This window comes from Actinacidiphila bryophytorum (assembly GCF_016916835.1).
GTDB lineage: Bacteria > Actinomycetota > Actinomycetes > Streptomycetales > Streptomycetaceae > Actinacidiphila > Actinacidiphila bryophytorum.
Map to the genome: position 1 here is coordinate 129,304 of NZ_JAFFIX010000007.1, position 13,800 is coordinate 143,103.

Genomic DNA, 13,800 nt, shown 5'->3' on the forward strand with positions numbered 1-13,800 from the left:
CTCGTGACCAGCCCCTACCGCGCGATTTTCGCGGCCCCCGGCACGCGCGCCTTCTCCGCCGCCGGGCTGGTCGGACGGATGCCGCTGTCGATGCTGGGCGTCGGCATCGTGACGATGATCTCGCAGGTCACCGGGCAGTACGGGCTCGCCGGCGCGCTGTCGGCGACCGTCGCGCTGTCGGGGGCGGCGGTCGGCCCGCAGGTGTCGCGGCTGGTGGACAGGTACGGGCAGGCCCGGGTGCTGCGGCCGACCGCGGCGGTCACCGTGGTGTCGGTGCTGACCCTGCTGGCCGCGGTGCGGGGCGGAGCGCCGCACTGGCTGTTCTTCGTGTGCGCGGTAGGCATCGGCGCCACGCCGAGCCTGGGTGCGATGGTGCGGGCGCGCTGGTCGGCCATCCACCGTGGGGCGCCGGAACTTCTGCACACGGCCTATTCGTTCGAATCAGTGGTGGACGAGATCGTCTTCATTCTCGGCCCGATCCTTTCCATCGGACTGTGCACGGTCTGGTTCTCCGAGGCGGGGCCGCTGCTGGCCGCCGCCTTCCTGGGCATCGGTGTGCTGCTGCTGACCGCGCAGCGCGGCACCGAGCCGCAGCCGCATCCGCGCGCCCACCACGCGGGCGGCTCGGCGCTGCGTTCGCCGGGCATGCCGGTGCTCATCGGGGTCTTCGTCGGCACCGGCAGCGTCTTCGGCGCGGTCGACGTGATCACCCTGGCCTTCGCGGACGAGCGCGGACACAAGCCGGCGGCCAGCCTGGTGCTGGCGACATATGCCCTCGGTTCGTGCCTGGCGGGGCTGGCCTTCGGACTGATCCGGCCGCGCGGGACGGCACAAGGCAGGTTCCTGCTGGGCGTGTGCCTGATGGCGGTGAGTATGATCCCGCCACTACTGGTCGGAAACCTGGTGTTCCTGGCCATGGCGCTGTTCTTCTCCGGTCTGACGATCGCACCGACAATGGTGACGTCGATGAACCTGGTCGAACGGCTGGTACCGCGGGCGAAACTGACCGAGGGCATCACGTGGACCTCCACGGGGCTCGCGATCGGCGTCGCCCTGGGAGCCGCGCTCGCCGGCCGGGTGACCGACGCGCACGGCGCCTCTGCGGCGTTCGCGGTGCCCGCCTGCGCGGCGCTGCTCGCCGCGACGGTGGCAGGACTCGGGTATCGCCGGCTGCATCCGGCGCCGGAGCGGGAGGAGCCGCGCGGTGGGTACGACGACGGGCACGGCACGATCGGCGCGCACGACGCGGTCGACGGACACGGGGGTGTGGCGTAACTGGGCGGGCAACGTCGCCGCGCGCCCGGTACGCAGCGTCGCACCCGCATCCACCGGGGAACTGGCCGAGGCGCTGCGGGCGGCGGCCGAGGACGGCCTGACGGCCAAGGCGGTCGGCTCGGGGCACTCCTTCACCTCCACCGCCGCCACCGGCGGGGTGCTGATCAGGCCCGAGCGGCTCACCGCGATCCGCTCCATCGACAAGGCCGCGGGCACCGTCACCGCCGAGGCCGGCGTGCAGCTCAAGCACCTCAACGCGGCGCTGGCCGCCGAAGGCCTGTCGCTGACCAACATGGGCGACATCATGGAGCAGACGGTGGCCGGCGCCACCAGCACCGGCACCCACGGCACCGGACGCGACTCGGGCTCCATCGCCGCGCAGATCACCGCCCTGGAGATCGTCACCGCCGACGGCTCGGTGCTCACCTGCTCCGCCGACGAGCGGCCCGAGGTCTTCGCCGCCGCCCGGATCGGCCTCGGCGCGCTCGGCGTGATCAGCGCGGTCACCTTCGCCGTCGAGCCGGTCTTCCTGCTGACGGCCCGTGAGGAGCCGATGCCCTTCGACCGGGTGATGGCCGAGTTCGACGCACTGGCCGCGGAGAACGAGCACTTCGAGTTCTACTGGTTCCCGCACACCGACAGCTGCAACACCAAGCGGAACAACCGCAGCCAGGGGCCTGCGGCGCCACTCCCCGCGGTCCGCGGCTGGATCGACGACGAACTGCTGTCCAACGGGGTCTTCAAGGCCGCCTGCGCGGTCGGCAGGGCCGCCCCGGCCGCCATCCCGGGCATCGCCAGGATCTCCAGCCGCGCGCTGTCCGCCCGCACCTACACCGACATCCCCTACAAGGTCTTCACCAGCCCGCGCCGGGTGCGCTTCGTGGAGATGGAGTACGCGCTGCCGCGGGAGGCCGCGGTCGAGGCGATCCGGGAGCTCAAGGCGACGGTGGAGCGGTCCTCACTGCGGATCAGCTTCCCCGTGGAGGTACGGGTCGCGCCGGCCGACGACATCGCGCTGTCGACCGCGTCCGGACGCGACAGCGCGTACGTGGCGGTGCACATGTACCGCGGCAGCCGGTACCAGGAGTACTTCACCGCGGTCGAGAAGATCATGACCGAGCGGGGCGGCCGGCCGCACTGGGGCAAGATGCACACCCGGGACGCGGACTATTTCCGGACGGTCTATCCGCGCTTCACCGAGTTCACACAACTACGCGATCAGTTGGACCCGGCGCGGCTTTTCGCCAACGACTACCTCCGGCGGGTGCTTGGTTCGTAGCCCTTCGCCCTTTTTGCCCCCGGCGCACGCCACGAACGAGTGAGCCGGGTCACTCAACTCCCGCTCCGCGCACCACATTCGGCGGCGCGGCAGCCGCCCCCGACTGGCCCAAATGGAGTACCGTGACGATTCCGTGCTCCCGGTTGCCCGTCCGGTCGCCCGGACGAAGGGGAGGGAGCCTCGACGGCGCTCGCCCCGGTGCGCGGTCATTGGTCACACTGAGTGGCCAATCGACCACCGTCCCATAACGGCGTGTCACCAGCCAGTGCCGACACGCCGGGCAACTCTGCAAGGTTGTGGCACGCTGCACCCGGGCAGGCCACACTCGTCCAACGGGAGCAGCGACGCAACTGACGTCGGCAGGCACCACCCGGGAGGTAACCGTGCCCGAACTGCGCGTCGTGGCCGTCAGCAACGACGGCACACGACTGGTGCTCAAGGCTGCCGACAGCACGGAATACACACTCCCGATCGACGAGCGGCTGCGCGCCGCGGTACGCAACGACCGGGCCAGGCTCGGCCAGATCGAGATCGAGGTCGAGAGCCATCTGCGGCCCCGCGACATCCAGGCGCGGATACGCGCGGGTGCCTCGGCGGAAGAAGTCGCGCAGATGGCCGGGATCCCCGTGGAGCGGGTACGCCGCTTCGAGGGCCCCGTGCTGGCCGAACGCGCCTTCATGGCCGAGCGGGCCAGGAAGACCCCCGTCAGGCGGCAGGGCGAGAGCACCGGCCCGCAACTGGGCGAGGCGGTCGCAGAACGGCTGCTGCTGCGCGGCGCCGAGAAGGAGACCGTCCTGTGGGACTCCTGGCGGCGCGACGACGGCACCTGGGAGGTGCTGCTCGTCTACCGGGTGGCCGGTGAGCCGCACTCGGCGAGCTGGACCTACGACCCGCCGCGGCGCCTCGTGCAGGCCGTCGACGACGAGGCCAGGTCGCTGATCGGCGAGACCACCCAGGCGCAGACGCAGGCGCAGGAGCCGAGCTTTCCCTTCGTGCCGCGCATCGCACGGCTGCCGCGCGACCGCCCGCTGGACCGGGCGCTCGACCGGCAACTGGACCGCGACTCCAGCCGGGAGGCGCGGGAAGCCCGCGAGGCCCGGGCGGAGGAGCGGGCCGCCGCGACCGCGGAGCCGGAGGAGCGCGACTCGCTGACCAGCCTGCTGGAAGCGGTGCCGAGCTTCCGCGGCGACATGGTCGTGCCCGCGCCGCCGGCGGCCCCGCCGGAGCCGGTGCCGGCCGAGCCCGCCGCCGAGGCCGAGCAGGAGACGGCCGCGCCCGCGGCCAGTGCGGGGTCGGCCTACGCCGACGTGCTCATGCCGCGGGCGGTCGCGGGCCACCGCGACCGCCTGGTCGGTACGACCGACCGCCAGGCCGAGGCGGACGGCGTCCGCCCGGGCCGGCGGGCGACCGTGCCGAGCTGGGACGAGATCGTCTTCGGCAGCCGCCGCAAGAAGCAGGAATAACCCCCTGCCTTGCCCCCTCCCCGGTTCCCCCGGGCGGAGGGTGCCCCTCCACTCCCGAGCGCGCCTCCCACGCCACGACGCGCCCTCCCCGTCCGCGGAGGCTGAGGGGGGCGCCCTTGCGCAGGGCGGTGAGCGTTTTTCAGGGGCGCCCCTGCGGTCGGCGGTGCTTTTCAGGGGCGCGGGGAACTGCGCGACCAGCCCCCACCGGGCGCGCAGGTCGTCACCGACCGAAAGGGGTGGTTCGGACCGTACCGGACCACCGGCGGGCGAGCGAAGCGAGTCGGGGCACCCCCAGGCGAAGCGCTGGGGGAGGCTGAGCGCACAGTTCCCCGCGCCCCTGGGGTGGTGGCCGCCCGTCGTCACGTGCGCGCCCACACGGCGGAGGCCGCAGATCAGGTGCAGCCCCGCGCCCCTGGGGGGTGGCCGCCCGTCGTCACGTGCGCGCCCACGCGGCGGAAGCCGCAGAACGGAGGCAGCCCCGCGCCCCCTGGGGGGGGCGGGGTCAGGTGGGGGAAGGGCCGGTGGTGATGGGGCGGGTGGGGGTGGTGATCCATTCGCTCCAGGAGCCGGGGTAGAGCGTCGCGGGGATGCCGGCTTCCGCGAGGGCGAGGATCTGGTGGGCGGCGGAGACGCCGGAGCCGCAGTAGACGCCGACCTCGGGGGCGGTCGTGGCGCCCAGGGCCGCGAAACGCGCCGCCAGCTCGCCGGCGGGCAGATACGTACCGTCGGGGGCGGTGTTGGCCGTGGTGGGGGCGCTGACGGCGCCGGGGATGTGGCCGGCGACCGGGTCGACGGGCTCGACCTCGCCGCGGTAGCGCTCGCCGGCCCGGGCGTCCAGGAGCAGACCGCGGCGGGCCAGCTCGGCGGCGCCGTCGGCGTCGACCACCGGCATGCCGCCGGGGCGCGGCGCGAAGTCGCCCTCCCCCGGCGGCGGTTCCTCCGTGCTGAGCGGCCCTCCCGCGGCCTTCCAGGCGGCCAGGCCGCCGTCCAGGACCTTGACCCGGTGGTGGCCGGCCCAGCGCAGCAGCCACCAGGCGCGGGCGGGACCCCAGCCGTTGGCGTCGTCGTAGACGACGACGTCGGTGTCGGCGCCGACCCCGGCGCGGCGCATGGCCGCGCCGAAAGCGTCGGCGTCGGGCAGCGGGTGCCGCCCGCCCGCGCCGGGCGGCGCGGCCAGTTCCGCGTCCAGGTCGACGTAACGCGCCCCGGGGATGTGGCCCTTGGCGTATTCGCCGTGTCCGGGCGGGCCGCCCATCCGGTAGCGCACGTCCAGCAGGACGGGCGGCACGGGGGCGGCCAGCTCGCCGGCCAGTTCGCGGGCGGTGATGAGGAATTCCATGCACCTATTGTGGAGGCGCGGCAGTTGTACCCGGCGCGGCCGACAGCGCACCGGCGCCGTCGGTGCGACGATCGGCAGTGCCAACCCCCGCGGAAGCCGGGCAGGCAGCGGGCTGCCCATGAGGAGAGCGTTCGCATGACCACCGAGGTACCGTCCCGGCGTCTTCCCGGCACACCCTGCTGGGCCAGCCTGATGGCGCACCGGGCCGACCTGGCCCGGGACTTCTACGGGACGTTGTTCGGCTGGGAGTTCACCCCCGGCCCGCCGCAGCTCGGCTCGTACTCCTTCGCGCAGGTCGGCGGCCTGCGGGTGGCGGGGATCGGCGAGGGCGCCCCCGAGCCGCACCGGCCGGTGTCGTGGACCACGATGCTGGCCGTGGACGACGTGGACCATGCCGCCGAGTCGGTGCGGGAGTGCGGCGGCACGGTCGGCATCGGGCCGCTCAACATCGGCGAGGACGGCCGGCTCGCTGTCGCCGTGGACCCGTCGGGCGCCGTCTTCGGCATCTGGCAGAGCGGTCTGTTCGCCGGCTCCGACGTCACCGGCGTGCCGGGGAGCGTGGCCCGCAGTGAACTCGTCACCAACGACGCGACGTTGGTCGGCAAGTTCTACGAGGCCGTCTTCGGCTTCGGCTCGCAGCGCGCGGGCGGTGACGAGGAGGACCTGACGGTGCTGACGCTGGGCGGGCAGCCGGTGGCCGACGTCCGCGGTGTCGGCAGGAACCTGCCGCGGGACCGGGGCGCCCACTGGGTGACGGCCTTCGCCGTCGAGGACGTGCAGGCGGCCGCCGACCAGGCCGTACGGCTGGGCGGCCGGGTGCTGGCCCCGCCGCACGAGGACCCGCTCGGCACCGCGGCGACGGTGGCCGACCCGGAGGGCGCCGCCTTCGGCCTGCTGGCCCGGGGCTGACCCGGCGTCAGGCCGCCTCGCCCGGGGGCGTCGTGGAGAGCAGGTGCGGGGCGCCGGCGAGGACCAGGCCGGCGGCGCCGCGTACCTCCGCGCCGTCGCCGAGGCCGCCGGTGACGATCTCGACGCCCCGGGCGGCCGAGGGCAGGGTGTGCCGCCGCACTCCCGCGCGCAGCGGCTCCAGCAGGTCCTCGCCGGCTCCTGCCAGGTCGCCGCCGACCACGATCAGCCGCGGGTTGAGCAGGGTGACCAGCGTGGACAGCGCGCGCCCGACGGCGTCGCCCGCGTCGCGTACGGCCCGCAGCGCCCCGGTGTTGCGCTGCCTGATCAGTGCGGGCAGGTCCCGTGCGGCGACCTGGCGGCCCCAGCTCTGGGTGAGCAGCCGGGCGATCGCGACGGGGCTGGCCACGGTCTCCAGGCAGCCGCGGTTGCCGCAGCGGCAGATGAGTCCGTCGGTGATGAGCGGCAGGTGGCCGATCTCGCCCGCCAGTCCCCGTGCGCCGAGCAGCAGCTGCCCGTTGCTGACGATGCCGGCGCCGATGCCGGCCGACAGCCGTACGTAGACCATGTCGCCGACCTGCCGGCCGGCCCCGTACATCAGCTCGGCCAGTGCGCCGGCGTTGGCGTCGTTGGTGACGCGGACCGGGAGGGCGGTGCGCCGCTGCAGTTCTTCGGTGATGTGCAGGCCGACCCAGCCGGGCATGATGCCCTCGGCGCCGAGTTCGCCGCTGCCCTTCTCCACCGGTGAGGCGATGCCCGCGCCGATGCCGAGCACCCGGGCGCGGGCGACGCCGGTCTCCTGGAGGGCGCGGCCGACCAGGACGGCGACCAGGTCGAGGGTCTCCTCGGGCGCGCGGTCGACGTCCTTGGCGACCCAGTGCTCCCACAGCACGGTGCCGAACAGGTCGCACAGGTTGACCCGTACGTGCTGGTGGCCGATGTCCGCGCCGATGGCGTAGCCGGCGGTGGGCACCAGGGACAGCGACTGGGCGGGGCGCCCGGTGCGGCGCGGCTCCGGGTCGTCGGTGTCGGGTTCCTCCTCGGTGACCAGGCCGACCGCGATGAGGTCGGCGACGAGCGAGGAGACGGTGGCCCGGGACAGGCCGGTGACCCGTACCAGTTCGGGGCGGCTGCTGCGCGGTGTGGCGTGCAGGGCTTCGAGGACCCGCAGCCTTCCGACCTCGCGCAGGTTCACTGGTGTGTCGATCGTTACCCCCGGGGGTGTGTGCATGTCGGTTTGCGGGTACTGGTCCGCGCACCGTGCCCTCTTGCGTCCGGGCCGGTCAAGAGCCTTGACTTATGACGAAGTTCAGGCAGAAACTCGCGAACTGTTCTATCCAATCCCGCGAGTTTCAGTCGATGCCGGATGAATAACGATTCACGGCCCAGTGCCGCCCGAGGAGGACGCACGTGACGACGACAGCTCCGCAGGCCCTGCGGATCGGCATGGTGGGCCATGCCTTCATGGGAGCCGCGCACTCGCATGCGTGGCGCACCGCCGGGCGCTTCTTCGAGCTGCCGCTGCGGGTCGAGCTCACCGCGGTGTGCGGCCGCTCGGCGGAGCGCGTGCGGCAGGCCGCAGAGCAGTACGGCTGGCAGTCCGCCGAGACCGACTGGCGGGAGCTGGTCGCCCGGCCCGACATCGACGTGGTGGACATCTGCACCCCCGGTGACAGCCACGCCGAGATCGCGCTTGCCGCACTGGCCGCGGGCAAGCACGTACTGTGCGAGAAGCCGCTGGCCAACTCGGTGCGCGAGGCCGAGGAGATGGCAGCGGCGGCGCAGAAGGCCGCGGCGGACGGCGTGCGCTCCATGGTGGCCTTCAACTACCGCAGGGTGCCGGCGCTCGCGCTGGCCCGGCAGCTGGTGGAGCAGGGCAGGCTGGGCAGGATCCACCAGGTGCGGGCGCAGTATCTGCAGGACTGGCTGGTGGACCCGGAGTTCCCGCTGGCCTGGCGGCTGCGCAAGGACCGGGCGGGCTCGGGGGCGCTCGGCGACCTGGGCGCGCACAGCATCGACGTGGCGCAGTACCTGACCGGGCAGCGGATCTCCTCGGTGGGCGCGGTGCTGGAGACGTTCGTGACCGAGCGCCCGCTGCCCGCCAGCTCCAGCGGCCTGTCGGGCACGGCGAGCACCGAGCGCGGCGCGGTCACGGTGGACGACGCGGCGCTCTTCACGGCGCGTTTCGACGGCGGCGCGATCGGGGTGTTCGAGGCGACGCGGTTCGCCACCGGGCACAAGAACGCGATGCGGATCGAGATCAGCGGCTCGGCGGGCTCGCTGGCCTTCGACGCCGAGTCGATGAACGAACTGGCCTTCCACGACCGCTCGGAGGACTCCTCGACCGCCGGTTTCCGGCGCATCCTGGTGACCGAGCCGACCCACCCGTACCTGGACGCCTGGTGGCCGCCCGGCCACCTGATCGGCTACGAGCACACCTTCACCCACCAGGTGCGGGACTTCGTCACGGCGGTCGCGGAGGGTACGGACCCGCGCCCGTCGTTCGGCGACGGCCTGCAGGTGCAGAAGGTGCTCGCGGCCGTCGAGTCCAGTGCGGCGGCGCTCGGCGTGCACATCCCGGTGCAGGGCGCGCCCGCCAAGCCCTGACCCACCGGCCCGCTCCCGTACCCCCCGACACCGCCCGCCCGCTGCTCCAGGAGGACGCACATGGCACGACCCGTCACGCTGTTCACCGGCCAGTTCGCCGACCTGCCCTTCACCGAGGTGTGCCGGCTGGCCTCGCAGTGGGGCTACGACGGCCTGGAGATCGCCTGCTGGGGCGACCACTTCGACGTCGAGGCGGCGCTCGCCGACGACGGCTACCTGCCGCGGCTGCACGACACCCTGGGCAAGCACGGGCTGAAGTGCTGGACGATCTCCTGCCACCTGACCGGGCAGGCGGTCTGCGACCACCCCATCGACGAGCGGCACAAGGGCATCCTGCCGTCCAGGATCTGGGGCGACGGCGAGCCCGAGGGGGTGCGCACGCGGGCCGCGGAGGAGATCAAGAACACCGCGCGGGCGGCGGCGGCCTTCGGCGTGGACACCGTGGTGGGCTTCACCGGTTCGTCGATCTGGCACACGGTGGCGATGTTCCCGCCGGTGCCGCAGGACATGATCGACCGCGGCTACCAGGACTTCGCCGACCGCTGGAACCCGATCCTGGACGTCTTCGACGAGGTCGGGGTGCGCTTCGCGCACGAGGTGCACCCCAGCGAGATCGCGTACGACTACTGGACGACGGTGCGCACGCTTGAGGCGATCGGCCACCGGCCCGCCTTCGGGCTGAACTTCGACCCGAGCCACTTCGTGTGGCAGGACCTGGACCCGGTCGGCTTCCTCTACGACTTCAGGGACCGCATCTACCACGTCGACTGCAAGGAGTCGGTCAAGCAGCTGAACGGGCGAAACGGGCGGCTGGGCTCGCACCTGCCGTGGGGCGACCCGCGGCGCGGCTGGGACTTCGTCTCGACCGGGCACGGCGACGTGCCGTGGGAGCCGGTCTTCCGGATGCTCAACAGCATCGGCTATGCGGGGCCGATCTCGGTGGAGTGGGAGGACGCCGGCATGGACCGGCTGCTGGGCGCACCGCAGGCGCTGGCGCACGTACGGGCGCTGGCCGCGATCGAGCCGCCCGCCGCGTCCTTCGACTCGGCCTTCAGTTCCTCCTCCTGAGCCGACAGGCCACGGCGGACGGCCGCGCCGCCCGGGGTCACCGGGCGGCGCGGCCGTCTGCCGTGCGCGGGGCCTGCCGGCGGTTCAGCCGCCGACGGCGATCGAGAACAGGTGCATGCCCACCTGGTGGTCGATCTGGCCCTTGCTGACGTCGGGAAGGGTGATCGCCTGCACGGTCTTGCCGGGCAGCAGGTCCACGGTCGCCGCGGACATGTGGACAGTCTGCGTCTGCTGACCTCCGCCGTTGTTCAGGTACGGCGTGGAGGCGGCGAAGTCGCTGCCCTGCGCGGGTGATCCGGCCCACCAGTCAGACAGGGCCAGTGCGTAGGTCTGCACGGTCCCGTCGGTGTAGAGGATCACGCCGCTGCCCGAGGTGCTGCCGAAGGTGCTGGTGCCGACGAAGCCGAGCTTGCCGCCGGTGCCGGTGATCCGGACGGCCTGGCCGCCGGCCACCACGTTGTCGGGCTTCCCGGTGCCCGCGGTGGCGGGCCAGGGGAAGGACACCCCGTCGTGGTCGGTGCTCTGGCCGGCCTTCCAGCCCAGTGCCGCGAGCGCCTGCAGGGAGAAGCTGGCGCCCTCGGCGTCGATGCTGCCGGTCTTGGTGTCGGCGTCGTCGCTGATGCCGGAGTTGTCGAAGGCGGCGATCACCGAGGCGTAGGGCACGGTGACCGGGGCCTGCGCCGTATAGCTGCCGCCCGGGGTGGTGACGGTGGCGCCGAGCGCGAGGCCGGCGGGCGCGGCGCCGTCGGGGACGGTGACCGACCAGGTGGTGGTGACCGACTGGCCGGGGGCGACCTCGCCGAAGACGTCGGGGGTGTCCGCGGTGGCGGTCCAGCCGTCGGGGGCGGCCAGCGCGACGGCGATGTCCCGCACCGGCTGCGGGCTGCCGTTGGTGAAGGTGGTGGTCGCCTTCACGGTGCTGCCCGCGTCGGCGATGGGCACCGCCGTGAGGGTGAGGGTGTTGCGGACCACGACCGGTGCGGATCCGGTGACGCCGCCGACGGTGGCCGACAGGGTCGCGACGCCGTCGGCGACGGCGTGGACGGTGCCGTCCTTGTCGACCGAGGCGACCGCGGGGTTGCTGCTGGCGTAGGTCACCGCGGCCTTCGACAGGTCCACGAAGGACTGGTCGTTGTTGACCGCCTCGACGACACCGTCGGCGGTGATGGAGGTGTCGCGCTGCTCCTTGGCGTGGTCGGTGTCGTCCTCGATCCAGCGGTTCCTGCCCGCGAGGCTGAAGGTGTCGCCGGCGTCCAGGACGACGTCCTCCGGCTGGACGGTGACGGTCTGCACCTTCGGGGTGAGGGTGCCGGTGACCGTGACCTTGGCGGTGCCCGCCGGGTGCGCGGAGTCCGGGCCGACGGAGAAGCGGTAGCCGCCGGCCGGCACGGTCTGCCGGGAGCGGGCGGCGTCCCACACGGCCAGGTCGGCGGCCTTCACGGTGAAGCTGAGGTGCTGGGACCTGCCTGGCCCCAGCACCGCGGTCTTGGCGAAGCCCGCGAGGCGCTGCTGCGGCATGGTGATGCCGGGCACGGCGAAGGGGGTGGCCGCGTAGAGCTGGGCGACGGCGGCGCCCGCGGCCTTGCCGGTGTTGGTGACGTCGACGCCGATCCTGACGGTGCCGTCGGCGGTGATCCTGGACTTGTCGGCGCTGATGCCGCGGTAGGAGAACGTGGTGTAGCTCAGGCCGTAGCCGAAGGGGTAGTCGGGGGTGCCGGTGAAGTACTGGTAGGTGCGGCCGAGTCCGCCGGTCTCGGCGGGGGTCAGGCCGTAGTTCTGCTTGTCGGGGAGTTGCGAGTCGTCCTTGTACCAGGTGAAGTTGAGGTGCGCCGAGGGGTTCTGCGCGCCGAAGAGGACGTCGGCCAGCGCGGTTCCCTGGTCCTGGCCGTTGTAGCCGCTGAAGAGGATCGAGGAGACCTTGCCCGGGGCGTCGCCGAGTGCGACCGGGCCGTCGGACTGGATGACCAGCGCGGTCCTGTCGTTGCCGAGGGCGGCGGTCTGGTCGATGAGCGAGCCGTAGTTGCCGGGCATGGCCAGGCTGTCGCGGTCGTTGCCCTCGTCGCCGTCGGCCTTGGTGGTGCCGACGAAGACCACGACGAGGTCGGCGGCCTTGACCGCGGCCTTGGTCGCGTCGCTGAGCGTGGCGGGGGTGGTGGCGGTCGACGACGTGCCGGCCGCGTCGTAGAGCACGGAGGCGTACGGGTCGACCGCGTGCACGGCGTTCTGCACGCCCCGCAGCGGGGAGGTGGTGTGGGTGGGCTCGCCCGAGTACAGCCCGAGCGAGGTGGTGGCGGCGAGGTCGCCGAGGACGACGACCTTCTTGGCCTTGGCCACGTCGACGGGCAGCAGCGGTGCCTTGGCGCCGGCCGGCTTCCCGTTCTGCAGCAGCACCAGCGAGTTGTCGGCGACCTTGGTGGCCAGCGCCTGGTGGGCGGGGCTCTCGACCTGGTCGGCGGTCAGCGCGGTGTAGGCCACGGAGCCGGGCGGGTCGAACTCGCCGGTGGCCATCCGGACGGTGAAGACCTTGACCAGCGCGGTGTCGATGACACCCTCGCTCAGGGCGCCGGCGGCGATGGCCTGGTCGATGTTGGCGGTGGTGGCCTCGTCGCCGGTGCAGTTGAGGTCGGTGCCGGCCCGCAGCGCGTACGCCTGGCCGCCCGCCTGGCCGGACAGGGTCGTGCCGGTGGCGGTCTGCGTCCAGGTCGGGTTGTCCTTGTGGTCGGTGGTCCAGCCGGGCGGCGCCCAGTCGTGGCCGCCGGGAAAGAGCCGCCAGTTGGTGCCGACGGCGCCGCAGTCGGAGGTGATGTAGCCGTCGAAGCCGTAGGTGCGCCGGGCGAGTTCGTCGGTGGTGTAGGTGTCGGACACCGACGGCGTGCCGTTGATCGCGTTGTACGACGTCATCAGGCCCGCGACGTGCGCCTGCTCGATGAGGTCGCGGAACTGGGCGGTGTAGTAGTCGCGCAGGTCGGTGTCGGTGACGTCGGAGCTGATGCCGGTGCGGTTGTCCTCGACGTTGTTCAGCGCGTAGTGCTTGGCGGTCGCGGCGACCTTCAGGTAGCCGGTCTGCGGACTGCCGTCCTGGTTGTTGCCCTGGTAGCCGTTCACGAACTGCCCGGCCATCTGGCCCACCAAGTACGGGTCCTCGCCGAAGGCCTCGTCGGTGCGGCCCCACCGCGGGTCGCGGTCGAGGTTGACGGTGGGCGCCCAGTAGGTGAGCGAGCCGTAGTCGTCGGCGGACGGGCCGAGGTTGTTCTGCCCCTTGTCGAAGAGCGACTTGTCGAGGAAGCCGCGCACCTCGTCGGAGATCGCGGTGGTCTCCTGGTACATCAGGTCGCGGTCCCAGGACATCGACGAGGCGAGGTTGACGGGGAAGCTGGTGGCGTGGACGCCGCCCTGGGCACCGCCGTTGTGCTGGTCGGCGCCGAGCTGGTTGACGCCGTGCTGGCCCTCGCTCCAGTACGTGTACTGCTGCACGCCGAGCCGCGGGATGGCAGGTCCGCTGTTCGTGCTGAGCTGCTGGACCTTCTCCTGCAGGGTCATCCGGGACACCAGGTCCGCGGCGCGCTCCTGGAAGGAGTAGTGGGTGTCCAGGTAGATCGGGGTGGCCGCGGCCGTCGCGCGCGGGGTGTCGGCCGCGGCCGTACCCGCGCCGCCCGCGCTCATCGCGGCGGCGCACGCCATGGCGCACACGGCCGCCACTCCCGCGCGCCGGCGCCTTCGCTGGTCCATCCTGCCTCCGTCGTCGAACAGGGATCAGGGAGCCGGACCTCCGGCGGACTTCCGCGCAACTTCCGAAGAAAAGTCCGAAGAAAGTTCCGGGATTGCGGTAATAACTCGGCAGTGTGTGGCCAGCTTTGACACAT

The 13,800-nt window shown here is 72.8% G+C and carries 9 protein-coding genes; 6 read left to right on the top strand and 3 right to left on the bottom strand.

The features are described from left to right. Positions 1–3: 3 nt before the first annotated feature. The 3 genes from JT723_RS13055 to sepH all read left to right on the top strand — a co-directional run bounded on the left by JT723_RS13055 (position 4) and on the right by sepH (position 4,017). Entirely contained in the window at positions 4–1,275 is a 1,272-nt protein-coding gene (locus tag JT723_RS13055; RefSeq protein WP_205044731.1) for an MFS transporter, read from the top strand. Next, on the top strand, positions 1,205–2,554 hold the full coding sequence (locus tag JT723_RS13060; RefSeq protein ID WP_205044732.1) for a D-arabinono-1,4-lactone oxidase: 1,350 nt from the start codon (positions 1,205–1,207) through the stop codon (positions 2,552–2,554). Before JT723_RS13055 ends, JT723_RS13060 begins: the two co-directional genes overlap by 71 nt. Positions 2,555–2,904: 350 nt before the next feature. Beyond that, a complete protein-coding gene (gene sepH, locus JT723_RS13065) occupies positions 2,905–4,017 on the top strand; it encodes a septation protein SepH (protein WP_205044868.1) in 1,113 nt (370 codons plus the stop codon). Positions 4,018–4,519: 502 nt separating this feature from the next. On the opposite strand, the gene JT723_RS13070 is transcribed toward sepH, so the two are convergent. Continuing rightward, positions 4,520–5,356 (bottom strand): sulfurtransferase, encoded by an 837-nt coding sequence (locus tag JT723_RS13070; RefSeq protein WP_205044733.1) that lies wholly within the window; start codon positions 5,354–5,356, stop codon positions 4,520–4,522. Positions 5,357–5,491: 135 nt separating this feature from the next. On the opposite strand from JT723_RS13070, the gene JT723_RS13075 reads away from it, so the two are divergent. Continuing rightward, a complete protein-coding gene (locus tag JT723_RS13075) occupies positions 5,492–6,265 on the top strand; it encodes a VOC family protein (RefSeq protein WP_205044734.1) in 774 nt (257 codons plus the stop codon). Positions 6,266–6,272: 7 nt separating this feature from the next. On the opposite strand, the gene JT723_RS13080 is transcribed toward JT723_RS13075, so the two are convergent. Next, a complete protein-coding gene (locus tag JT723_RS13080) occupies positions 6,273–7,457 on the bottom strand; it encodes an ROK family transcriptional regulator (protein WP_205044735.1) in 1,185 nt (394 codons plus the stop codon). Between the two features lie 251 nt (positions 7,458–7,708). Here JT723_RS13080 and JT723_RS13085 point away from each other — a divergent pair, with 251 nt between their 5' ends. Further along, positions 7,709–8,869: a Gfo/Idh/MocA family protein gene (locus JT723_RS13085; protein ID WP_205044869.1), complete on the top strand. Its 1,161-nt coding sequence runs from the start codon at positions 7,709–7,711 to the stop codon at positions 8,867–8,869. A 60-nt stretch (positions 8,870–8,929) separates the two neighbouring features. Beyond that, on the top strand, positions 8,930–9,937 hold the full coding sequence (locus JT723_RS13090) for a sugar phosphate isomerase/epimerase family protein (RefSeq protein WP_205044736.1): 1,008 nt from the start codon (positions 8,930–8,932) through the stop codon (positions 9,935–9,937). 84 nt (positions 9,938–10,021) lie between these two features. Here the strand turns inward: JT723_RS13090 and JT723_RS13095 are convergent, their stop codons facing one another. Continuing rightward, entirely contained in the window at positions 10,022–13,666 is a 3,645-nt protein-coding gene (locus JT723_RS13095; RefSeq protein WP_205044737.1) for a glycoside hydrolase family 3 C-terminal domain-containing protein, read from the bottom strand. Positions 13,667–13,800: the final 134 nt, after the last annotated feature.